This is a genomic window from Psychrobacter sp. TWR1-1-1 (assembly GCF_049895865.1).
Lineage (GTDB): Bacteria > Pseudomonadota > Gammaproteobacteria > Pseudomonadales > Moraxellaceae > Psychrobacter > Psychrobacter immobilis_A.
The window spans coordinates 87091-110020 of the sequence record NZ_JAFCTE010000005.1 but is presented as its reverse complement, the minus strand read 5'-3'; the positions used below and the strand labels follow the sequence as shown (position 1 = coordinate 110020).

Below are 22930 nucleotides of genomic sequence, written 5' to 3'. Positions count from 1 at the left end.
AATGATAAACATTTTTTGTTACCACGTTTTTTATTCACAAGCTTCTGCTGTCATTGATCAATCACAAAAAATAATGGTGTTTTCATTAGATTATTCTACGTTTTTAACGGTAACATTTAGGGAAAATTATGACCGACAGTATCAATAAAGAGACCACAAACGATAACGCTGCAATGAATAATAAAGACAGCGTATTTCCTACTATGCCGACGATAGATAGTGACAGCCCATGGTTGAAAACTTATGAGCGTTATGGCATTGATGCGACTATCGATATGCCTGATGACAATACCTCTTTACTTGATGTGTTTGAGCGTAACTTTAGCCGTTATGGGAAAAAAACGGCTTATATTTGTATGGGTGCATCGATTAGTTTTAAGGAATTGGATTTATACAGTCGCCAAATTGCCAGTTACTTACAATCATTAGGCTTGGTAACAGGTGATAAAGTTGGGGTGATGATGCCCAACCTCCTGCAATATCCAGTGGTTGCTTTGGGGATCATCCGTGCAGGTATGGTGTTGGTCAACGTCAATCCTTTATATACCAGCCGAGAGTTATCGCATCAGCTGCATGATAGTGGCACCAAAGCCCTGTTTATCGTAGAGAACTTTGCGAACACCTATCAAGAGGCAGAAGACAAAGGTCAGGTTGAGCATGTCATCGTTTGTAAGATTGGCGATATGCTAGGAACAGTGAAAGGAGCCGTCGTTAACCTCGTTGCGCGCCATGTCAAAAAAATGATTCCGGCTTATAGTCTGCCACACAGCGTGAGTTTTAAGCACGCTTTAAATGCAGTATCAGCCAGCAAATATAAGCGCCCTGATTTGAATTTAAGCGACGTGGCATTATTGCAATATACGGGCGGTACGACAGGGGTTGCCAAAGGTGCAATGCTGTCCCACGGTAACTTAGTTGCCAATATGCTACAGATTAGTGCATTGATGGACAGTGCATTTGATGATGATGTTGATGCCAATGATGTCATCCTGACGGCACTACCGCTATATCATGTATTCTCATTTATGGTCTGCGGCATGTATGGCATGTACCGAGGTTATGCAGGCTTGCTTATCCCAAACCCTCGTGATTTGGATGGTTTGATTAAAGAGATGGCCAAATACAAACCCGCCTTTATCCCTGCGGTGAATACTTTGTTCAACGGTCTAGTACACAAAGACGGCTTTGCAGACTTAGATTTCTCTAACCTAAAAGCGTCTATCGGTGGCGGTATGTCTGTCTTGCCAAGCGTGGCAAAAGAGTGGCATAAAATCACTGGTCTGCCTATCGTGGAAGGTTATGGTTTGTCAGAAACTTCACCAGTGGCTGCTTTTAACCCGATGACCATTGCTGAATTCACGGGTAAAATTGGTATCCCTGCCTCTAGCACCAATATAATACTAATCGATGATGATGAAAATGAAGTCGCATTGGGTGATCGCGGCGAGATTTGTGTCAAAGGGCCGCAGGTGATGATAGGTTATCAAAATCGTCCAGAGGAAACAGCTGAAACGTTTACTGCCAATGGCTTTCTGAAAACTGGCGATATCGGTATTATGGACGAAAAAGGATTTATCAAAATCGTTGATCGCAAAAAAGACATGATTTTGGTCTCTGGTTTTAACGTCTATCCGAACGAAATTGAAGAAGCCATGAGCGAGCATCCAGCTGTGGTAGAATGCGGCGCTATCGGTATTCCAAACGATGACCGCGGTGAAGAGCCCAAGTTGTTTGTGGTCAAAAAAGGCGATGTGACTGAGCAAGAGTTGCTTGATTTTGGCAAAAAGCAACTGACTGGTTACAAGCGTCCGCGTCACATACAATTCGTCGATGAATTACCAAAATCAAACGTGGGTAAAATCCTGCGTAAAGAATTGCGTAAGATGGAAGGGTTAGAATAAAGTTGGTGCTATTTCTTTGTTAAGCCAATGACTGGCTCAAGTAGCGGCGCAATAGCTCGAACGAATCTTGCTATTGCGCCGCTGCCACGTTAGGATATCTCAATATTTACGTCTGCTATGGCATCCAATCATTATTTATTTTAGCTTATTAATAGTTTGCTAGATAAATGATGGTTAGCCACATAATGATAGACACCTCATTTTATGACACCGCCTTTAAAACATTGTACTAGGGATTTTTATGCGTATTGACAATCGTGAGCTTGACCAACTTCGCTCGATCAGCTTTGAGCGCCATTATACTAAGCATGCCGAAGGGTCAGTGTTAGTCAGCTTTGGTGATACCAAAGTATTGTGTACCGCTAGTGTTGAATCTGGCGTACCGCGTTGGCTCAAAGGTAAAGGCAAAGGTTGGATCACTGCTGAGTATGGCATGCTGCCACGCGCGACCAATACTCGTAACCAACGTGAAGCGGCACGCGGTAAACAATCAGGTCGTACCCAAGAAATCCAGCGTTTGATTGGTCGTAGCTTACGAGCGATGATTGACTTGAGTAAGCTGGGTGAAAATACCATTTATCTTGATTGTGATGTTTTGCAAGCTGATGGCGGTACTCGTACTGCTAGTGTGACGGGGGCTGCTATTGCGCTTATCGATGCATTAGAGAGTATCCAAAAAAGCAAAAAACTCAAGGCAGATCCACTGATTGGTTTGGTCGCTGCGGTCTCTGTTGGTATGAAAGACGGCAAAGCGTATCTAGATCTAAACTACGAAGAAGATGCCAGCTGTGATACCGATTTGAATGTGGTTATGACCCAAAAAGGCGAATTTATTGAGCTACAAGGAACAGCGGAAGAAAAGCCATTTACCCGCGCTCAAGCCGACGATATGCTGATTCTTGCCGAAAAAGGCATCGCTGAGTTGATTGCCATGCAAAAAACAGCATTAGGTTGGTAGTCCTATTGATGACTACTTGCTCATCGTATTTTTATTAAAATTTTACTTTCTTATTACTCTGTAACAGGTAGTCATGCATGCTCAAGCTGACAGACGATGGTGCCAAAATCACGCTACAAGATCAGCCCAAAACGACTGAAGAGGGCATGTTTTGGTTTGGCTCAGCATTATTAATAGGAGCAGTGGCGGTTGCTTTGGCAATGAGTCTGCTGCCTGAGCGCTTGGCTATAGGGGCATTGGCGCTACTGATTATTGGTAGTTTTATCTTTAATCGAAAACGCCAACAACAGAAAAAAGCCATGGCTGGCGTTATCAGTAGCGGCATCTTGTGGCTGCGTGCTGGTGAGCTGGTGCATGACAATCAAGGTAAGCGTCAGCATATTCAGTTGACCGACGGTGATAAAATCATGCTTATTGGTGAGCAATTACAGATTATTGATTGTGATGATATATGCAAATACCGTATTAGTGGCTTTGATAGTATCCAAGAGGCAACCGCCGCCAAAGCTATTTTGCAAGGTCAAGCATTGGGCAAGCGCCATGTGAATATCAAGATGGGTGATAATACGTCCTAGCATTAAAAATCTAGCATGGTATCTAGATATCATAATATGTACTGACGTAACGCAATCACTTGAACCTCACCGAATATCTGAAATACTCAGCGAGTTACTTTATTTTGTGGCTTTAATTTATTAAGGTAGCTTCTCTATAAGAATAGATTCTTTCGTTTTTTTGTTGAAAATGAATTTTTGCTTATCGCCTACAAAGTGTAGTTCATCCTTATAGCCGTAATCGAGCGGCTCGTCTTTAAAGTCTATAGGAATGATGATTTCTCCTTTAGCGTCAATTAATCCCCATTTTTCTTCTGACTGAACGACAATGCTGTCATTATTTAATGCTGTGATTTTAGAGAACCGCTTATCAGGATGAAGGCGCTTGCCTTGAGCATCATATAGGCGCCAGTCTCCTGGGTCAGAAAACCCTACCATTGTGGTCGTCATACTATCTGTCGTTGCACTATCAAATATACTAAACTCTTTTATATCGTGGTATTTGATAGGCACTATGGTCTTATTGGTGGAACTTATCATACCCCATGCGTTTGGTTTTGCCGCAAAGTAGGTCTGCGCCCCAATTTGCATCAGTCTATTGTACATGGGCGGTATCAGCACGTTGCCTTTCACATCTATCATGCCAGTCTTACCGTTTTTACTGACCCTATAGCGATTAGGATTATCATAAGTAATCCTGTCAAAGGGTAGCGGTAAAACCTTACGACCTTGTTTATCAATAAACCAGTTTTTATTGTCTATTTTGGCAACCGCAATACCGTCATGAAATGCTTGTGCATGCTTATAAATGTTTTTAATGACCAGCGTTCCAGCAGTATTTATATATCCCCATTTGCCGTCTTTTTGAACTGCTGATAGGCCATCACTAAATGGAGATATATCTTCATATACGATAGGAGTCATGAGCTGTTCTTCTTTATTAGCCAAACCTTGTAGACCATCACGTGCCACTAAAAATAGCCCATTGAGTGAGATGCCTTCATAATCATAGTCATCAGACAAATATATCTTCCCAGACGAATCAATGACTCCTTGATTATGGCCTTTTGCGATAGAGCCATAGCCATTTGCATAACAGCAAATTAGCATATCATATTCAGGGGGTATCAGGATGCTGCCGTGACGATCGATAAGCCCGTACTTGTCCTCTTTCCTGATCGTTCGAACACCTGATTCATCATCTGGATATCCCAATTTATCGTATTCTACTGCTAAAATGATTTCGCCAGCACCATTAATGAGACCGTATTTTTTGTTTTTTTCAACCACTCTCAAATCTTGTTCATCGGCGGTACTAATATCAGCGTATTCAACTGGAGCGATAAGTTGACCCGCGGAGTTGGCAAGGCCGTAAAGATTGTCGTTTTTTAATTCGTATTTTTTATCGTCAAAAACGGAGATGTTATCGTAGTTGGCTGACGATACAATCTTACCTTCGTTATTAATAAAGCCAACCTTGCCATCCTTTTCGAATGTTTCTACTCCAACCTCATCGGGATAGAAGCTAGGTAGTTGGTCAAACTCAAAGGGATGTAGAATATTGCCTTTTAAATCTATGAGCCCCCATTTGTCCTCCTTCTTTGCTTTTAGCATCATAGGACGATGCGAAAACGTTTTAATCTCTTGATACTCAATTGGGCTCAGTAGATTTCCTAGTTCGTTGGTTAGACCATATCGGTTACCTATAGCAACTTTGCCGTAATAAGGCTCTCTACAACAAAATAATCGGTCGTATTTTGCAGGTAAGACAATATGACCTTTTTCGTCAATTAACCCTTTTTTCTCCTGTTTTGAAATCAAGGCTCGATTGTGATTGTGGTCATTATCTAGACTGTCAACCCAATCATACTCCAAGGGCAATACGATGTTTCCAAGAGGATCAGCCACTCCATACTTTCCGTCTTGATTTAGACGAAAGTAGTGATTGTCATAGAGCGTAATGCCATCATAAACGGTCGGTAAAATCTGTTTTCCTTGTTTGTTGATGATACCTTTTTTACTGCCACTAGCCACCCCTAATAGCGTGTCATTAATATCAATAAAGTTGTCGAACGCATAGTCTGTTAACAGCGCCCCTTTTTCATTGACTAAAGCCCATAAGGTGTTATCAAGCGTTGCCACCGTTAATTTATCTTCGCGTAAACAGCCTACGTAGGTAGCACCATTCACTGACGGTTTGACGCACTCTTCATTGGCATGGACCATAGAAGTGGGTATAAAAATACAAACAATAATCAGTTTTTTAATCGATAACACGCTATTTCCTAAGTTTTTTATCGTTTGGATGAATAATAACTCAACTAAATTTTAATAGTAAGGCGGTCTTAAGGTTTTCTTATAATGCATTTGGGTTTGAGAATGTATTCACAAAGCTTGCAGCGTCATGTCTAAATGGTTTATAAGTAAGATTAGAAAGTCCTATGATTATAGTTTATGTTGTCATTTATATTTTATTGACAAGGAGTTGGTCATGTCGCGTTTGCCTGTGTCTATGTCGTCGTCGGTTACAGCGTCGTGCAGTCTTTTATTGTTTACCGTTGGCCTAGTAGGTCAAGCCCATGCAGATAGTATGAGTGCGCTGATAGCCCAAAAATCTGTGCAATCTGATTTCAGTGCACGCTATACACCATCATACTCTTCCGTGCCCTCTGCCAAAGTCAGCACGCGTTCTACCATTCAACGTGCAGGAACTTATCGCTCAAATTCTGCCAGTACTCCACCAGTGATTCAGACATCCTATCGTTATCCTGAAGTAGCGCGTCAAGCACCAGCAGTGATGCCCGCTTTTTTATCGGGTAATTATGATAATGTCGATAGCGAGTATTTACCGTTACTGAGCAGTGCGGAGATGCAGAGTAGTTTGGCCGCACGTGAAGTGGTTAGCACCGCCCGCAAGATGGCGCTGAACGAGCGTGCGATCATTCAAGGTGGCTGCTGGGACTATCTCAATGCCGTATTTAAACGCGCCGGGGTGACACGCGATACCATTCATAAAGGTACTTATGGTCAAGGCCCGTATGCCAATAGTGGCGAGATTGAAGTTGGGGACTGGCTCTATTATATCAATCATGGCTATAATGGCGTCGAGCATAGTGGACTGTTTGTCGGCTGGGTTGATGAGCGTGCAAAGCAAGCACTGATCCTCAGCTATGCGGGCGAAAACCGCCGCGAACCTGCGCGTTACCGTGTTTATGATTTGAGTAATGTCTATCAAATCATGCGCCCTAGTGTTTAAGCTTTCATATTTATGATGTCCTAAAAAAAGCGCCCGTTACTTTAATAAGTAACGGGCGCTTTTAGTTTAGAGGTATTCAGATTTAAAAATTAGTTATGAACATATTTATTGGAATTTAGAAGGGCTTTACTACTACTAAGATGACGATAATGACTAATGCAAACACTGGTACTTCGTTAAACCAGCGCCAAAATTTATGCGTCTTATAATGCGGATTATCCATTAGCTTTTTACGATAAAATCCACAAGCACCGTGATAGCCAGAGAGTAGCACCACTAATAATAGCTTGACGTGTAACCAGCCTTGGGTTTTATATACCTCCCAGCCTAGCCCCAACATCCATAGACCGAAGACCCATGTGGCTATCATCGATGGCGTCATAATACCGCGATATAGCTTGCGCTCCATAATAGCAAAGCGTTCGTGGCTGATGCTGTCGTCACTCATCGCATGATAGACAAATAAGCGTGGCAAATAAAATATCGCCGCAAACCAGCAGACCATCGATATAATATGTGCCGCTTTAATCCAATTGAAATAATCTGCCATCATATTCTCTCTTACGATTTAATATTTTATCATCAATAATGTCGGCAAGCTTAGCGCAGATTATCCAATAATGGTAGCGATAAAAAACGCTACTCTGCCATCACCACTTGCGATTGATGACCACTCATCGCATCCATCACAGGCAATACTTTGGGCGCTCTTGGCGCGGCAAATTGCTTTGTTAGACCAAGCTCACGCATGAGTCTGTCATCGCCTGATTGGCTTGCATTGCCAGTAGTCAGCAGTTTATCGCCATAAAAAAATGAGTTGGCACCTGCCATAAATGCCAAGGCTTGCTCAGAGTCGGATAGGCTTTCGCGGCCAGCAGACAAACGCACATAGCTGGTCGGGCAGCAAATACGTGCTACGGCAATAGTACGAATCCATTCAATCACTGACAGTTGACCTTCTGCCAATACTTTATCGCCAATTGGTGTGCCAGCAATAGGGACGAGTAAGTTGACCGGAATTGACTCTGGTGCTTTGGGCATTTTTAGCAGCTCATGTACCCAATCGATACGGTCGTCACGGCTTTCACCCATACCGACGATATTGCCACTACAGACATTGATGCCTGAGTTGCGCACGTTGTCTATCGTATCTAAGCGCTCGTCATAGCTTCGCGTGCTGACGACTTGCTCATAATAACGACGTGAGGTATCTAGGTTATGATTGTAATAATCGAGTCCAGCATCCGCCAGCTGCGTCGCTTGATTGGTATCTAGCATACCAAGGGTCATACAGGTTTCAAGTCCCAATGCCTTGACTTCTTTGATCAGCTCAACCACATAGGGCATGTCTTTGGCGCTTGGATGTTTCCATGCTGCACCCATACAGAACCGTGACGAGCCACTGGCTTTGGCACGTTTGGCTGCAGCAATGACTTTATCGACCTCTATGCGCTTCTCTGCTTGTAATTTAGTCGTGTCGCGGTGGTGACCTGACTGTGAGCAATAGCCACAATCTTCGGGGCAGTTACCTGTTTTGATCGACAACAAAGTACTGATTTGTACTTCATTGGCAGTGAAGTGCGCCCGATGTATCGTTTGCGCTTGCAACAACAAATCCATCAATGGCAAATCAAACAGTTCGGCGATTTCTTCGCGGCTATGCTTACGGGTCATTTGTTGGCTGGCGGTGGCATCCGTTGTTAAGTTGTTTAAAAAGTCATTGTTCAAGCCGCTGTGGCTGTTATTTTTATTATTGAACGTGTCAGTGGGGCTACTGGCATTAGGCTCTGAGATGTTAAGTAATCCTGCCATCATATAATTCCTTTTATAATAGTTTTTGCAACAATCATTTTGAAGAGAATAGTGGTTAAAAGAGTTGTGTGTAAAGCCATAAAATTTTAGGTAATAAAAAAGGCTGCGATATAGTATACCGCAACCTTTTTAGAAAATCAGAACACTGCGAAAGAGTAAAGTAACTGAGCGCTAAATAATCGTGATCTGTTTTCTTTATTTACGTCGATCTATTTACGTTATTATTTGCCAAGTTTGTGCTTAGCAACCCCAATCCAATGATTGGCAAGTTTTTGTGCTTTATAAGCATAAGGCTTGGCTTTTTGGATATAAGGTTTACATTCTTCTGGAACAGCTGGCACGATATGCTTAGCAAGCTTATTGAACCACATCATTAGGCTGTAATCGCCTTCGATGCTGAGGTTGCCTTCTTGTACAGCAGTCATAAAGGCAGGAAGATTGCCTTTGGTCAAAAGCTTAACACCTGTCATCGAATCTTTGAAATTGATGGTGAGGTCTGCTTTTTTAGCATGACCACTGTATTGGCTGAAGCTACCATTATCAAAGACAAAATAACGGGCGATATCCGCTTCAGTGCTGGCAAGCTCAATCGTCACATTGCGATCAGCGAATAGTGCTTTCACATCTTCGTTATCACTATCAGCAAGCATGGACAAACGATAGCCAATCACGGCCAATAGCACATCTAACGGATCAGATTTAATATCTAATACAGGAACAGTAAACATAATCGAACTCCTAAAGAATGAGACGCAAAATAATGCGTACTTTATAACAATTTTTGTGACAAATATATAACTAGATTATAAACGATAGAGAGGTTGCTATTCTTTAGGAGTTACGTAGAGAGCGTTAAGTATCTTGTAACATCCAATGACCTCATCTTGATTAAAACAAGTTGTTAATATTTATAAAAATGACAGTAGAAAAGAGAATAGCAACGAAAATGAATGCTCGCACTACCTATGCTAGATTGAGCGAATGTGATGGCAGGTTAATCGTAATCTTTGGACGAGATACAGTCGAATAAAGATAATGTAATACAGGCTATATAAAAGGCAAGTGAAAGTACTGCAAACAGAAAATGAGGCAACCTAACAGCGTCGCTCGTTGATATAATTGCGACTCTATCAGTGGAAGCGTGGTTGGTAGTCGTCATCATAAACAGGCGTATGCTCGATATAGCGTGCCGCTTGCAATTGACGCTGCTGCTGAACGGATTGACTGACATCCTCGTAACGTAGTGCCCGATACAGCACCCAGCCCGCTAAAGGCAACCAACTGATACCCATGGCGATGATATAGCTGTGCCATTCTGACAGCTCTGATAGCATAGGACGACCCGCCACAATGCTTTGAATCGCCTCAACTGCTAGCCAATATGCCATACCACCAAATAGATACCAGAGCAGCCAGCGCTGTGAGGATAAGGCAAGCGCCAAAATCAAGCCTGCCAGCAAGCTATAACCAAGCAGTGCCGCCGTGCTCCACGTTTCTATACCAATAACCGAAAATATAGTCAGTAACATCATTCATCTCGCTATTCATAAGGTGAATTCCAATAGGGTCATTATGAAAGTTTGGGGAACAAAGCTAAAGAGGGGACAAGCGACTTTGCGACAACCGTTGACGTTTGGTTTTTTAGCACATTTTGATGGTTTTGTATGGCAAGGTTTAAGCATAAGCGCCGCAAGGATGGGCGCTTATTATTAAGAGTATATAGGAGAGTTTTTGGGTTTTAAAAAGAGACTGATGCAGGTTTAAGGTAAGGTTAAGCGCGATTGCTACGAGTGCCCCACCAAGACAATAGTGAGACTAAAATCGCGCCTAGCAGCATCAGTCCTACAGTGGTTAGCCAATGTGAACCAGTAGGATATTGCCATGGCATCACGTTGTTGATCGCGTCACTATTAAGCGCGCCTAACGCATCTACTTTCCATGGCCATACTTTCACAAGCGAGCCTGCGATAAAACCTGTGAGCAAGGCCAAAGTTGCCTGATAGTAGCGAGACAATAACCATTTAAGTGCGCGAGTAAATAATAACAATCCCGTTGCCATACCCGCAATGACCGTGAAGATTATCGTAAAGTTAAGGCTATGTACGGCTTCTAATACTGCGTCATAAGCACCTAATAGTAATAAGATAAAAGACCCAGATATACCTGGCAGTATCATGGCACAAATAGCGACTGCCCCTGCAAAAAACAAATAAGGCAAGCTTGGTGTGGTCGTGAGCAATGGTAAGCTGCTAATGACCACAGCGGCAACAAGACCAGTCACGAATAGTGCTGCCCGCCCTATATTCCAACGCTGAATCTCACTCAATAATATAAATACCGTTGCGACAACCAGTCCAAAAAAGAACGACCAAATAAATAACGGTTGATTATCCAATAGATGTTTGATAATACCGGCTAAAGTAGCAAAACTGGTGGCGATTCCCAATAACAAAAACAACAAAAAAGTGGCATCAACTTGTCGCCATACCGCAACCAAACCTTTGATTCCGCCTTTCTGTCGAAATATCTGCCAGAGATTGGGGCCGATGCTACTCAGGGCATTAATCAAGCGCTCGTAAATACCAGCAATCAGCGCAATGGTACCGCCAGAGACACCCGGTACGATATCCGCTGCCCCCATGGCCATTCCTCTGATATAAACCCCAAATAGTTGCTTTGGACTATCGGAGGATGCAGCAGTGCTGCTCTTATCCAGTGGTTGTGGCGCTGACGGCTCATTTTGCCGCGGTGATGGTGATGCCGTCATGGACAATCCTTTTTAATTTAAAAACACAGTGAAAGTTAATGCGATGCTGCTAAGTATGCTAGGACAGTGATGCGAAAATTGACTGTGGCAATGTAGCAATGTAATAAGACATAAAAGCCAGATTAATGTTAAAAACACTAACCTAGCTCCATGGTATGGTATTGCAAGTGTAGTCGTTACTCAGCAGGCGCAAGTGCTGGATAACCAAGGGCATAAAGTATGCCTTCAAGCCCTGTGACATTGATGGCGGCATCAGCACGTGCTTGGACAATGGGCTTAGCATGATAGGCGACGCCTAGGTCTGCAATGGCCATCATCGGTAAATCATTGGCACCGTCACCGATACAGACCACTTGTGACATTTCGATGCCTAAACGTTCAGCAGTATGCTCAACGATAGCCGCTTTTTTGGCACCATTGACGATGGGCAGCTGTACGTGACCAGTGACTTCCCCTTCGTCGATATCTAGGGCGTTGGCGTGAACTTCGTCAATGCCTAATTGCTCAGCGATGTAGCGCGCAAAGTAGGTAAAGCCGCCTGATACCAGTACGGTATGGTAGCCCAAAGCCTTTAGTGCACTGATGGTAGTGCGAGCGCCCATTGATAGCGTTAGGCGGCTGCAGATATCATCCAGCACATCGGTCGAGATGCCTTTTAGTAACGCTACCCGCTGGGCAAAAGACTCATCAAAATCCATCTCACCGCGCATTGCCGCTTCCGTAATGGCTTCGACTTCTTCGCCGATGCCGGCTGTTTTTGCCAACTCAACGATGACTTCTTGCTCGATTAAGGTGGAATCCATATCAAAGCAGGCAAGCTTGTGGGTACGTAGCATATGACCGACTGATAAAATATGGCAATCGACAATATCCAAGCGTTCAGCACTGCTCGCTTGATGACTATCGTTATAAGCTTCGGTCAAGTCATGACGCAAGCGCGTGGTCAGCTGATCATCAATGATGTGAGCTGCTGCGGTCTTTTTGCCAGGATGCATGAGCGTATCAGTGACTGGAACCAACAAATAGCGGAACACTTGTGCTTGAGTAAAAGGCAAGCGCTGTGCGTTTGCTGCCGTTGGCTCTGTATCAGAAACGGTAATATTGACAAAACTGGCATCAGTATCTTCAGCGACGGTGACCAAATGCCAGCTTGGCTGTTCATCGACCCATGATTGCACATACTGGTGGATATCAAGCGTCGATACTTTGGTCGGTAGCACAACAATAAGAGCAAAAACTGGCAGGGACTGTAGCGCATCAAAATCTTGTAAGTTCGTGTTATCTGGTAACAGTGACGCAATAGAGTCAACGGCTTGTTGCCATGCTTTGCTGTCTTTTGGTAACGAGTAAGATGTATTGTGTGGCATGGCTCAATGGTCCCTTGTATGCTCATATAAGATTGGGAATAATAGCAGCTTTACTCGGCAGCGCCTATAGATGACGCACAAAGTATCACCGTCGATTAAAGATGGCAGCAATCATTAAAAAATCATTTGAAATTGAATGTGATTATTATGATAAATTTATAAATCTACTAACGCTATAAGACTTATTATGGTGATATAGTAGATAAGATAAGCGGACTGTATTCATGATGATATTCACAACAATGCTCTCAGTCACCGCTTACCAAATGTGCCGTAGATTATCCTGAGTATTAGTATTTGAGACAGCGGTTTTTAAGTAACCAAATCTTGTTGTAAATGCTATTGTAGGCAACAACAGACGTGTTAGGTTATGGTACTTAAATTCAATACATACTTATTAAGATGCGTACTATTATAGTTTTTTTAAATTCGCCAAAAAATGAGGGATAGCCTTGTTTTTTTAATTTCTCTTATCCAAAAAAGTTTACCATATCATGACGTATTTAGCGCCGCGGCAAGGGTTGTTTGCCATTATTCTTCTGGTTAGTTTTTGTTTGCAGACGTTGTTATTGGTCATCAGTACCGATCAACAGCTGAGCAAAAGTCGTGCGTTAAAAGGCGAACAGATGGTCGCCCAGCTGATTGATGAAGCAAGGTTGTCTTTAGAAAATAAAGACCGTGTCAGCTTAAGTGTCATTGCCAATCGCTATACCAGCGAGCAAGACGTGACGCGCATATTGATTAAAGACAATAACGACGACATCTTGGTGCCTGTTGGCAATGCGCCCATGCAGCAAGGTGATACCATTCGTCAGATTGCCACCAATGGCGATTCGGTGATTGGCAGTGTGTCGTTGACATTAAAAGATATTAGCAAAGGCGAGATTATCGCTATGCAATGGCCGTTCGTCATCGGTACGATGCTGCTGCATTTGTTGCTTTGGCTGGTTTATGGTTACCTTGCCCGTCCAACCAAAGAGCAAATTAACGCGCTTAGCCGCGATATTCAAGATTTGCATCGTGAGCAGTATATGCAAATCGATCAGCGCAGTTATGATCGGGAGTTTGAACGCCGTGCCACGGATATGGATAGAGAAACATCGGAGCATTCTGTAGAGAGTGCGACGGACGGTCAGCCAGCCAATGCACACAAATTGGATGTACATAGTGAAGTAAACCAGTATTTAAGAACGCAACAGAATCAAGCGGCGACTGATACCACTGGCTCTGATAGTCAGCCTATCGATAGTACGACTGAAGAGCGAGCGGAGCATGATGCAGCAAATGGTGCTGCCCAAGATGAGATAAGCCGTGCTCCTAAATCTGGTAGCGCCTCTCGGTTGTCTGCCACCCGTTCATTCGACAGTGTGAGAGTGCAGATTGTATTCCATGACGAGTTCAATATGCTTGAGCGTCTGGCACCGGCTCAGCGTTTACCTTATTTGGCATTATGTACGCAGCTATTAAACCAAGCGGTGACCGAGTTACTAAAGCAGCCATTGTTGCTGGGTGTCAGCGCGATGAACGAGCCGCGTTTCGATGACACGGGTGCTAGCGTGTTGTTAAAGGCGGACAATAGCCATGCCAAAGTGGCGTTAGCAGGCGTGATGCTGGGCAAGCTGTATTTGATGCTCAACAAAATCATCCATGACAAGCACATTGAGCTAAGCCGCTTTGCCCTTCCTGCTAAAGCAGGTGTCAGCGATGATGCACAGGCGCAAGCAATGACACAATTATTACACAGCGTCGGCAAAAAAGAGCAAATGCTGATTTTGTTACCCAATGCAGGTCTTAAGCAAATCAGCCACCATGTGCAGGTACAGAGTATCATGCGCCCAACCACGGTTTATGAGCGTGAATGTGCGGTGTTCGATGGTGGTAATGATTCGATGATCCAACGCTTAGCAGATGTGCGCAATGCGGTATTGATGATTGAAAGCGCAGATGAGTCGGCTATTTAATGCTGCTTATATTCGCTTATTACTATACAATTGTCTGAGATATTGTCTCTGTCGTTATCTTTAAACAGCCTAAAAATAAGGCAGTAATAATAAAAAGCATTGACAACGTGAAGTAGAGACTTTATAAGGCATATATATATTAATGTATTCTTAATACCCTTGCTAAAAATGATAGGAGCTTGTCATGAGTGATGCTGATATTGACGACGATTTTGATGATGATTTTGTCGACGATGATGATGCAAAGATGGTGGAAGAGGCCGAGACGAGCGTGCGTACGCGCTTAAGTAGTCTTGAGAAGCGTCGACTGATCGATAATCTGCTAGAAGAAAAGCGTTTGGCCAAAGAGCTAAAGGATGATCTAGACGATATAGACAATTTCGATGAAGATGGCGATGATTGGGATGATGACGATCTTTAGTTTTTAAACTTAAGTCATAGCCTAATGTGAAAGTGCTCAGTCATTTAAGCCGACTAAAGCCTTTTAATAACGGCATATTAGCTGACAGTGTAATGCTAATGATATCGCGATCGTTATTTTTTGACGGTTGCTCGCCACCCGCTCTATGCAATGATTCTTATTTTATAAAGATGGTTTGGGTGCTTTACCGAAACCATCTTTACCTTCAAATTATCCACTATTCTGCACTTAACCGATCGTTTATGGCGACTGCCGCACTCTATCTTTCAAGGACAATTACATCATGAGTAACCAACTAAGCTTCGATGAATTATTAGACTATTTGGACAATCAAGAGAGCCCATTTGTGCTTGATAGTGTCGCCGCGCATGGTTTTTTGACAGCGACAGTCATTGGGCGCTCATTACCGAATTGGCTGGATGCACTGTTTGAAGGCCATGTTAGTGAAATTCCAGAAAACGTCATCGACGGTATTCAGCGCTGGCGCGATTCTATTATCGCTGAGCTAAAAAACGAGACGCCTATTGAGCTACCGTTTGGTGAAGATGCGGGTGATGAAGAAGTGGCCGTTGATTTTTCAGATGAATCAGATATTGTTGCTTGGTCCATTGGCTTTGTCGATGCGATGTATGGCGATGAAGCCAGTGATTGGTTTGAAGATGAAGAGACGGCTGAAGATGTGGCTGTCTTGACTTTACCAATGATTTTGCTAAGCGGTATCGATGATGAAGATCCAGAGCTTGCAGAGATGCGTAAAGATGAAGACAAGCTGGCACAAATGGCCAATAGCATCGAAGGCAATTTGACCGAGTTATTCTTATTGTTCCATACCAACGATTAGCCTTTTTTATCAATATAGGGACAGCGTGGTTTGGTCTATATCCAAGTTGACGCTGTCTATATAACGTCACCGATAAGGTCGTATTATGACTGTGCAACTCTCCAATCTTGAGCATTTGCCCAACTATCAAATCACCGAGCGTTTAGATGTGGTGTACGGCAGTACCGTACGCTCAAAACACGTCGGCAAAGACTTGTTTGCTGGACTAAAAAATATCGTCGGTGGTGAGTTAACGGCTTATACCGAGCTGTTAGAAGAGTCACGGCAAGAGGCGATCGATCGGATGATTGTCAAAGCAGAAGCTTTGGGTGCAGATGCAGTTGTGGGGTTGCGTTTTTCGACCTCTAGCATCGCGCAGGGAGCTTCTGAATTGTTTGTCTATGGCACCGCTGTCAAAGCCATACCGATGCCACAGCAAGTCTATCAAACCCCACCAAGCGACTCTCATCATCAGTCTGGTCAACAGCCAAATCTACAAAATTCTGCACCGACAGCGACCGATGACTTGCCACGTTTCAACCCTTTTGGTTAGCTAACCAAATCTTAAAGCATCGATGCTTTTTTATGATAAGTTTATGACAAGAGACGTGCCATGAATAATTCCCTTACCCAAATGCTTATCAATTACGCACCGTTTATTTTACTATTTGCTGCTGGTTGGTTCTTTGGGTCGCGTCATGAGCGCCAACATCTCGCGCAGTTAAGCATTGCAGAGCAAGAATTAAGCCATATTATGGTCTCAAGTGAGCGCTTTTATGTGCCGAAACTTGTTGCCAATACTGAGGGCGAGCTGGTACTTGGTAGCGTGGTTATTGCCCAAGATTATTTCAAAATGATTATCGCTCGGGTATTGAGCATTTTTGGCAAAAACTTGACCACTTACGAGACCTTACTCGACCGTGCCCGCCGCGAGGCTCTTGTACGTATGCGTACCGAAGCACAAGCCAAAGGCTATAACCATATCTACGGCTTACGTCTAGAAGTTAGCAATATCAATCAATTGGGCAGCATGGTTGAAGCCATCGCTTATGGCACTGCAGTGAACAGCCGTGAGTAACTCTAAAGCGCAATGAATCACTCAGAATTAATGTAATCAATATCTACGATTAAATGCTAGTCATGCGTTTTGATTGTCCCTCATCTATACCGTTTCTTACTTACCTCACCTGTTATTTATAAAGAATAAACCATGCTTCTTCTACAGATTATCGCTGGATTTATAATCTTTTATATCCTCATAAAAGTGGCTAGTTGGTTTGGAAGTAGCGACAATTCGCCAATTTCTTTGGATTCTTCTTGGGATCAGGATAATCTTGACGATAGCGATTCAGGCAGCAGCGACTCAAATAGCGGTGATTCAGGTGGTGGTGATTGAAGGTTGCTGTTCAATGATATTTCATCGTTTTCTAAACCCAAAAACCATATTTGACTGATGAGTCGTTGAATAAAGCAAATAAGGGCGACTTTACCCCTATATACTTGCTTTTAACATGTCTTATTTTTTGCTGTTTTTTAATTGATTGTCGGTGTTTAACGGCTATTGATTATGAGGACACGCCTTAGCAAGGATTGCTAATCAGGCATCATTTAATCAGCATAATCGGTCTAAAAATTCATCTATAAAATGAATCTATAAACAGCTCTTATCTACAAGGATGTAGTTATGGAAGGTCTTGCAATAGTCACGTTAGTCAATTCAATTATCATTCCTATTTGTCTGTTTTTAATCATGATGGGCATGGGTCTGACCCTCGTCACCAACGATTTTAAACGGGTTTTAAAATACCCAAAAGCAGTCGGCATTGGCTTGACCAATCAGTTGATACTGTTACCTATCATTGGCTTTGCCTTGGCCAGTATCATGCCATTACGCCCAGAGTATGCCGTCGGGGTTATGCTCCTCGTATTGTGTCCGGGTGGCACTACCTCAAACTTATTTACCTATTTAGCCAAAGGCGATGTGGCGCTGTCGGTGACGATGACCGCGATTGCGAGCGTGATTACCGTCTTTACCATTCCCATTGTGCTGAGCTTTTCATTGATTTATTTTATGGGCAGCGGTAGTGAGTTTGAGTTACCAGTAGTAGAAACGATGCTGACTTTGGTGGTGCTGACGATAGTGCCTATTAGTGTCGGCATGCTGATTAAACGCTATGCACCAACCGTTGCCGATCGCTCACAAGTCTACGTATCTCGATTTGGGGTGATGTTTTTAACGTTTTTAGTGCTGTTTTTGGGCTATGTCCAACGCGATATCATTGTCGACGCCTTTATCGCTACGGGTCCCGTATCGGTATTATTAAATCTCTCAACCATGGCGCTCGGTTATTATAGTAGTAAATGGCTCGGTCTCAACTGGGCGCAAAGAACCTCGGTGACGCTAGAAGTCGGTTTGCAGAATAGCACCTTGTCGATATTTATGGCATTGACACTATTATCTAACTATGACATGTCGATGATGCCAGCCATTTATACCTTGGTGATGTTCTTAAGCGCGGGGATTTTGGTGCGTATATTTAGTGCTCAACACGATAAGCTAAGAAAAGCTGAAATAGAAAATAGCGTGTTGGCAGCGCGTATGCTGTAGATGCTGAAAACCCATAACAGGTTTAAATATTGAACCTTGTTATGGGGAATAGGTGAGTTATCTATTTATAGCATTTAGGATTTAGCATTAACCAATACCAATCAAGGTCGGCGGGTATTTATACTGCTTCTAGCTTCCGCTTGTTCGCTGGCTGTTTGTTCTTTCACTTTTTCGATTTGAAATAAGAAGGTACGGTTTTTAAGTACCGCCACAAACACCACGCCGCCGACGGTATTACCCACCAATATCACTACTAAAAACAGTAAATAACGCCCCAAGCTGACGGTATTGCCGTATAGCAGGGCAGAAAAAATCTCAATATTGCCCACGATACTGTGATGCAATCCTAAAAAACCAATACTGCCAGTAATAAGCGTTACCAAAACGATGCGGCTAAGGGTGTCGCGTGCTGAGGTCACAAGCCAAGCGGTGACGCCCATCATCCAACCTGCTAAGATGGCGCTACCAAATATGACCCACCACCTAAACCCTAAAATGTGTTCGGCATAAGTGTCGATGTCGCTCACGCTAAACAGCTGCATATTTAAACCCAACCCTATCATCAATGCGGCAAACAAACAGCCGCCAACGATGTTGCCAGCGATGACAATGCCCCAAAGGCGTAGTAATTTATGTAGCGGTTCAATCTTATTAAGCACAGGTAGGCTTAATAATGAGGTTTGTTCGGTGAATAATAGCGACTGACCAATGACCACGATGATAAAGCCAATTGGGTAAAGTAGGGAGGCGAGCACGATTGCGTATTGGCTTGGTAGCACACCACTCAACAGCGCAAAAGCCGATAAAATCATAAAGAAGCTAATGCCAATCTCAAGCCCAGCGGTAAAAGCACTGGTAAATAGCGAGCCAAGCGAACGCTCAAAGGTTTCTTTGGCATCCATCACTTGCTCAACCAATATACTGGCATAGCTCTTTGCTTGGCTTAAATTGTCATCATTGGCGAGTTTTTTGATGGTTTCTTTATCTGCTTCGCTCATATCTTCAGAGAAATCTTCGTCTTCTAAACTTTCTGTCGCCTTGGTATCATCTGGAATCGCAGTCTTGCTAACGTCTTTATCTTCAGTAACAGATGGTTGGTAAGCGCTATCATCAATCAAGCGCTTATCGTCTATTTCATTAGCGTCAGATTCATCAGCTTGAGAGTGGCTGCTATTGTGATAGGTGTGCTCGGTATCTTTGGACACGGTCGGCTCGCTGTTTATAAGATCATGATTTTAGGATAAAGACGCCATTTATATGCTAGTGATGTTATAGAATATACCTCATAGCATGACCCATATTTTATAACATCACTAGCACTTATTTTGTGGGATTCTCATTCGATTGGGGACGTTTATGGGCTTTTGCGCTTATTAATGTGGCAATGCCACTCTGCAAGTCTGATAAATCACCTTAGCATCTAACAAAATCTGCCTATCTGCGTTAAAATCACTCTATTCATGATTTTCCTAATTTTTATATTCGCTTTAATCACATTCAATCAATAAAAGATAATGCCATTATGAGTAACCACAACCTCACTAAATCTATTCAAGCGGCGCTTAGCCAGTTAGAGAATGCGTACAATCCTGCGGAAGTCGAAGCGGGCATGTATCAAGGCTGGGAAGAAAGCGGCTATTTTAAGCCGACCTTTGATAAAGAAGAGTCGTTTTCTATCGCCTTGCCACCACCGAACGTCACTGGCTCTCTGCATATGGGTCATGGTTTTAACAATGCGATTATGGATGCGCTCACCCGTTATCACCGCATGGATGGTGACAATACGCTATGGCAACCGGGTACGGATCATGCGGGTATTGCTACGCAAATGGTTGTTGAGCGTCGCTTAGAAGCACAAGGCATCAAACGTCGTGACATGACGCGCGAAGACTTCGTCGATAAAGTATGGGAATGGAAAGAAGAGTCGGGCGGTAATATCACCAGCCAAATTCGCCGTTTGGGTAGCTCGGTTGACTGGTCACGTGAGCGCTTTACCATGGATGATGGTCTATCCAATGCGGTAAAAGAAGTGTTCGTACGCCTGTTCGATGATGGTCTTATCTATCGTGGTAAGCGTTTGGTGAACTGGGATCCTAAGTTCCAAACCGCACTGTCAGATTTAGAAGTAGAAAACCACGACGAAAAAGGCAGCTTGTGGCATTTCCGCTATCACTTCACTGATAAAGACCTGACCACTCAAGATGGTAAAAACTATCTGGTGGTAGCCACCACACGTCCTGAGACATTGCTTGGTGATACTGCTGTTGCGGTCAATCCTAGCGATGAGCGTTACGCACACTTAGTTGGCAAAACTATTACCTTGCCAATCACTGGTCGCGTCGTGCCTATCGTCGCTGATGATTATGTCGAAAAAGACTTCGGTACAGGCTGCGTAAAAATCACCCCAGCGCATGATTTTAACGATTATGAATTGGGTCGTCGTCATAGCTTGCCATTGATTAACATCCTCGATGAGCGCGCCAATATTTTGCCAGCGATGGAAGTTTATCCTGACTTGCAAACGCGTGAGCCAGAATTAGAAACCACACCTAGCGAGTATGCTGGACTTGAGCGTTTTGCCGCTCGTAAGTTCCTCGTGGCGCAAGCAGGCGAGCAGGGCTGGCTAGAAGACATCGAAGACTATGCACTAAAAGCTCCGCGTGCTGAGCGTGGCGGTACGATCGTTGAGCCGTGGTTGACCGATCAGTGGTATGTCGCTGTTAAAGAGCTTGCTAAGCCTGCGATTGACGCGGTAGAAGACGGCAGCATTGAGTTCGTCCCTGCGCAGTACAAAAACATGTATATGTCGTGGATGACCGATCTGCAAGACTGGTGCATCAGTCGTCAGTTGTGGTGGGGACATCGTATCCCTGCATGGTATGACGATGCGACTGGTGAAGTCTATGTCGCCCGTGACGAAGCAGAAGTGCGTAGTAAATACAGTCTCAGCAATGATGTGATCTTGCGCCAAGATGATGACGTACTTGATACTTGGTTCAGCTCGGGTCTATGGACGTTTAGTACGCTTGACTGGGCAGACGTCAACGCTGATCCACGCGTGATGGATACTTTCCATCCAACCAGCGTGTTGGTGACAGGTTTTGATATTATCTTCTTTTGGGTAGCCCGCATGATCATGATGACCATGCACTTTGTGAAAAACGAAGACGGCACGCCGCAAGTACCGTTTAAGACCGTTTATGTGCATGGTCTGGTACGTGATGGCAATGGTCAAAAAATGTCAAAATCAAAAGGCAATGTCTTAGATCCGATTGACCTCATAGACGGTATTGATCTAGAAGCACTGGTAGAAAAACGCACCAGCAATATGATGAATCCAAAAGACGCGGCCAAAATCGAAAAGCAAACGCGGAAAGAGTTCCCAGAAGGCATCCCAGCCTTTGGTACGGATGCACTACGCTTTACCTTTACCTCGCTTGCCAGTACTGGTCGCGATATCAACTTTGATCTAAAGCGTGTCGAGGGTTATCGTAACTTCTGTAATAAAATCTGGAACGCCAGCCGTTTTGTACTCATGAACTGTGTCGATAGCGAGGGCAATGCAAAGCCTATCGACCAAGCGGCAAACCCTGAGGTATGGGAATTGCCAGAAAAATGGATCATGAGTCGTCTGAACTCTACCGTTGCCCATATTCATCAGCATTTCGCTCAGTATCGTCTCGATATGGTCAGCCAAGATATCTATGAATTTATCTGGAATGAGTACTGCGATTGGTACGTTGAGCTTGCCAAAGCCAGTCTAAATGATGACTCGGTATCGGATGAACGCAAAGCGCAAATCCGCTATGTACTGCTGCACGTGCTAGAGACGGCGCTACGCTTTAGCCATCCAATCATGCCATATCTGACCGAGCAAATCTGGCAGACGGTTGCGCCACTGCTAGGTCGCAAAAACACGGACAGCATCGTGGTCGCTGACTATCCAAAAACGGATGACGTACAAATCAGTGAGCAGGTTGAGGCAGATATGGCGTGGCTACAGGAGCTAATTGCTAGCGTGCGTAACATCCGTGGTGAGATGAAACTGGGTAATGCGGTACGTCTGCCAGTGCTACTACAAAATATTTCGCTAGCAGAAGACGAGCGTCTATCACGTATCGCCAATCAGTTTAAAGCACTTGCTAAGGTCGAGAGCCTAGAGATCGTCAAAGAAGGTGATGAAGTGCCACTATCATCATCAAGCATGGTCGGTCAGCTACGTGTACTCGTACCGATGAAAGGTCTGATTGACCCAACGGCTGAGCTGGCACGTTTAGGTAAGTCATATGATAAGTTAAAAGGTCAAGCCGAAGGCATCGCGCGTAAGCTCGGTAATGAAGGCTTTGTCAGTAAAGCACCTGCGGAAGTGGTCGATGCAGAGAAAGCAAAACTGGCTGAGCTAGAAGGGCAGTTGACCGCGATGACGGCGCAGATGGAGCAGTTGAAAGCGTTGTAATAGACCTCTTGCAAAAGTACCATTTCATTGACCTCGGCTAACAGAATAT

At 43.8% G+C, this 22930-nt stretch carries 20 protein-coding genes; 12 read left to right on the top strand and 8 right to left on the bottom strand.

Translation table 11 applies throughout. The annotated features are described in order from the left end of the window. Positions 1-173: 173 nt before the first annotated feature. The 3 genes from ACP69U_RS06845 (at position 174) to ACP69U_RS06835 (ending at position 3434) form a co-directional block, all read left to right on the top strand. Positions 174-1901 carry an AMP-binding protein gene (locus ACP69U_RS06845; RefSeq protein ID WP_426138236.1) on the top strand — a complete coding sequence of 576 codons (1728 nt, stop codon included), beginning with the start codon at positions 174-176 and terminating at the stop codon, positions 1899-1901. 241 nt (positions 1902-2142) lie between these two features. Then, on the top strand, positions 2143-2859 hold the full coding sequence (rph, locus tag ACP69U_RS06840) for a ribonuclease PH (protein WP_045443953.1): 717 nt from the start codon (positions 2143-2145) through the stop codon (positions 2857-2859). 77 nt (positions 2860-2936) lie between these two features. Beyond that, entirely contained in the window at positions 2937-3434 is a 498-nt protein-coding gene (locus ACP69U_RS06835) for a hypothetical protein (RefSeq protein ID WP_198330562.1), read from the top strand. Between the two features lie 120 nt (positions 3435-3554). Here ACP69U_RS06835 and ACP69U_RS06830 read toward each other — a convergent pair whose 3' ends face one another. Continuing rightward, positions 3555-5690 (bottom strand): WG repeat-containing protein, encoded by a 2136-nt coding sequence (locus ACP69U_RS06830; protein WP_426138184.1) that lies wholly within the window; start codon positions 5688-5690, stop codon positions 3555-3557. Positions 5691-5904: 214 nt separating this feature from the next. On the opposite strand from ACP69U_RS06830, the gene ACP69U_RS06825 reads away from it, so the two are divergent. Beyond that, the gene (locus tag ACP69U_RS06825) at positions 5905-6669 is read left to right on the top strand and encodes a hypothetical protein (protein ID WP_238049337.1); all 765 of its coding nucleotides are present in this window, start codon (positions 5905-5907) and stop codon (positions 6667-6669) included. A gap of 115 nt (positions 6670-6784) precedes the next feature. Here ACP69U_RS06825 and hemJ read toward each other — a convergent pair whose 3' ends face one another. From hemJ to serB, 6 genes are all read right to left on the bottom strand, one after another. Next, the gene (hemJ, locus tag ACP69U_RS06820) at positions 6785-7219 is read right to left on the bottom strand and encodes a protoporphyrinogen oxidase HemJ (protein ID WP_045453451.1); all 435 of its coding nucleotides are present in this window, start codon (positions 7217-7219) and stop codon (positions 6785-6787) included. 89 nt (positions 7220-7308) lie between these two features. Beyond that, entirely contained in the window at positions 7309-8343 is a 1035-nt protein-coding gene (bioB, locus tag ACP69U_RS06815; protein ID WP_426138235.1) for a biotin synthase BioB, read from the bottom strand. Between the two features lie 359 nt (positions 8344-8702). Continuing rightward, positions 8703-9209 carry an SCP2 sterol-binding domain-containing protein gene (locus ACP69U_RS06810; protein WP_198330565.1) on the bottom strand — a complete coding sequence of 169 codons (507 nt, stop codon included), beginning with the start codon at positions 9207-9209 and terminating at the stop codon, positions 8703-8705. 402 nt (positions 9210-9611) lie between these two features. Then, positions 9612-10013 (bottom strand): AciT family ciprofloxacin tolerance protein, encoded by a 402-nt coding sequence (gene aciT, locus ACP69U_RS06805; RefSeq protein WP_227676010.1) that lies wholly within the window; start codon positions 10011-10013, stop codon positions 9612-9614. Between the two features lie 239 nt (positions 10014-10252). Then, positions 10253-11248 (bottom strand): DUF368 domain-containing protein, encoded by a 996-nt coding sequence (locus tag ACP69U_RS06800; protein ID WP_426138183.1) that lies wholly within the window; start codon positions 11246-11248, stop codon positions 10253-10255. Positions 11249-11424: 176 nt separating this feature from the next. Beyond that, positions 11425-12615, bottom strand: a complete 1191-nt coding sequence (gene serB, locus ACP69U_RS06795; protein WP_060491848.1) for a phosphoserine phosphatase SerB — start codon at positions 12613-12615, stop codon at positions 11425-11427. Between the two features lie 494 nt (positions 12616-13109). Between serB and ACP69U_RS06790 the strand changes: the two genes are divergently transcribed. From ACP69U_RS06790 to ACP69U_RS06760, 7 genes are all read left to right on the top strand, one after another. Next, on the top strand, positions 13110-14576 hold the full coding sequence (locus ACP69U_RS06790) for a hypothetical protein (RefSeq protein ID WP_426138182.1): 1467 nt from the start codon (positions 13110-13112) through the stop codon (positions 14574-14576). 184 nt (positions 14577-14760) lie between these two features. Continuing rightward, the gene (locus ACP69U_RS06785; RefSeq protein WP_045443968.1) at positions 14761-14997 is read left to right on the top strand and encodes a PA3496 family putative envelope integrity protein; all 237 of its coding nucleotides are present in this window, start codon (positions 14761-14763) and stop codon (positions 14995-14997) included. Positions 14998-15280: 283 nt separating this feature from the next. After that, complete coding sequence (locus tag ACP69U_RS06780) at positions 15281-15838, top strand: YecA family protein (RefSeq protein ID WP_426138181.1); 558 nt, start codon at positions 15281-15283, stop codon at positions 15836-15838. Positions 15839-15923: 85 nt separating this feature from the next. After that, complete coding sequence (locus tag ACP69U_RS06775; RefSeq protein ID WP_201582054.1) at positions 15924-16370, top strand: YbjQ family protein; 447 nt, start codon at positions 15924-15926, stop codon at positions 16368-16370. A gap of 60 nt (positions 16371-16430) precedes the next feature. Then, positions 16431-16895 carry a YbjQ family protein gene (locus tag ACP69U_RS06770; RefSeq protein WP_055124801.1) on the top strand — a complete coding sequence of 155 codons (465 nt, stop codon included), beginning with the start codon at positions 16431-16433 and terminating at the stop codon, positions 16893-16895. 132 nt (positions 16896-17027) lie between these two features. Beyond that, positions 17028-17213 (top strand): hypothetical protein, encoded by a 186-nt coding sequence (locus ACP69U_RS06765; RefSeq protein WP_426138180.1) that lies wholly within the window; start codon positions 17028-17030, stop codon positions 17211-17213. A gap of 288 nt (positions 17214-17501) precedes the next feature. Beyond that, positions 17502-18425: a bile acid:sodium symporter family protein gene (locus tag ACP69U_RS06760; protein ID WP_426138179.1), complete on the top strand. Its 924-nt coding sequence runs from the start codon at positions 17502-17504 to the stop codon at positions 18423-18425. A 101-nt stretch (positions 18426-18526) separates the two neighbouring features. On the opposite strand, the gene ACP69U_RS06755 is transcribed toward ACP69U_RS06760, so the two are convergent. Then, a complete protein-coding gene (locus tag ACP69U_RS06755) occupies positions 18527-19630 on the bottom strand; it encodes a formate/nitrite transporter family protein (RefSeq protein ID WP_426138178.1) in 1104 nt (367 codons plus the stop codon). Positions 19631-19947: 317 nt separating this feature from the next. Between ACP69U_RS06755 and ACP69U_RS06750 the strand changes: the two genes are divergently transcribed. Next, positions 19948-22881 carry a valine--tRNA ligase gene (locus ACP69U_RS06750; RefSeq protein ID WP_426138177.1) on the top strand — a complete coding sequence of 978 codons (2934 nt, stop codon included), beginning with the start codon at positions 19948-19950 and terminating at the stop codon, positions 22879-22881. Positions 22882-22930: the final 49 nt, after the last annotated feature.

Coding starts and splice junctions, on each gene's coding strand:
- ACP69U_RS06845 (WP_426138236.1), top strand. CDS start 174: ATGAATAATAAAGACAGCGTATTTCCTACTATGCCGACGATAGATAGT.
- rph (WP_045443953.1), top strand. CDS start 2,143: ATGCGTATTGACAATCGTGAGCTTGACCAACTTCGCTCGATCAGCTTT.
- ACP69U_RS06835 (WP_198330562.1), top strand. CDS start 2,937: ATGCTCAAGCTGACAGACGATGGTGCCAAAATCACGCTACAAGATCAG.
- ACP69U_RS06825 (WP_238049337.1), top strand. CDS start 5,905: ATGTCGCGTTTGCCTGTGTCTATGTCGTCGTCGGTTACAGCGTCGTGC.
- hemJ (WP_045453451.1), bottom strand. CDS start 7,219: ATGGCAGATTATTTCAATTGGATTAAAGCGGCACATATTATATCGATG.
- bioB (WP_426138235.1), bottom strand. CDS start 8,343: ATGACCCGTAAGCATAGCCGCGAAGAAATCGCCGAACTGTTTGATTTG.
- ACP69U_RS06810 (WP_198330565.1), bottom strand. CDS start 9,209: ATGTTTACTGTTCCTGTATTAGATATTAAATCTGATCCGTTAGATGTG.
- aciT (WP_227676010.1), bottom strand. CDS start 10,013: ATGATGTTACTGACTATATTTTCGGTTATTGGTATAGAAACGTGGAGC.
- ACP69U_RS06800 (WP_426138183.1), bottom strand. CDS start 11,248: ATGACGGCATCACCATCACCGCGGCAAAATGAGCCGTCAGCGCCACAA.
- serB (WP_060491848.1), bottom strand. CDS start 12,615: ATGCCACACAATACATCTTACTCGTTACCAAAAGACAGCAAAGCATGG.
- ACP69U_RS06790 (WP_426138182.1), top strand. CDS start 13,110: ATGACGTATTTAGCGCCGCGGCAAGGGTTGTTTGCCATTATTCTTCTG.
- ACP69U_RS06785 (WP_045443968.1), top strand. CDS start 14,761: ATGAGTGATGCTGATATTGACGACGATTTTGATGATGATTTTGTCGAC.
- ACP69U_RS06780 (WP_426138181.1), top strand. CDS start 15,281: ATGAGTAACCAACTAAGCTTCGATGAATTATTAGACTATTTGGACAAT.
- ACP69U_RS06775 (WP_201582054.1), top strand. CDS start 15,924: ATGACTGTGCAACTCTCCAATCTTGAGCATTTGCCCAACTATCAAATC.
- ACP69U_RS06770 (WP_055124801.1), top strand. CDS start 16,431: ATGAATAATTCCCTTACCCAAATGCTTATCAATTACGCACCGTTTATT.
- ACP69U_RS06765 (WP_426138180.1), top strand. CDS start 17,028: ATGCTTCTTCTACAGATTATCGCTGGATTTATAATCTTTTATATCCTC.
- ACP69U_RS06760 (WP_426138179.1), top strand. CDS start 17,502: ATGGAAGGTCTTGCAATAGTCACGTTAGTCAATTCAATTATCATTCCT.
- ACP69U_RS06750 (WP_426138177.1), top strand. CDS start 19,948: ATGAGTAACCACAACCTCACTAAATCTATTCAAGCGGCGCTTAGCCAG.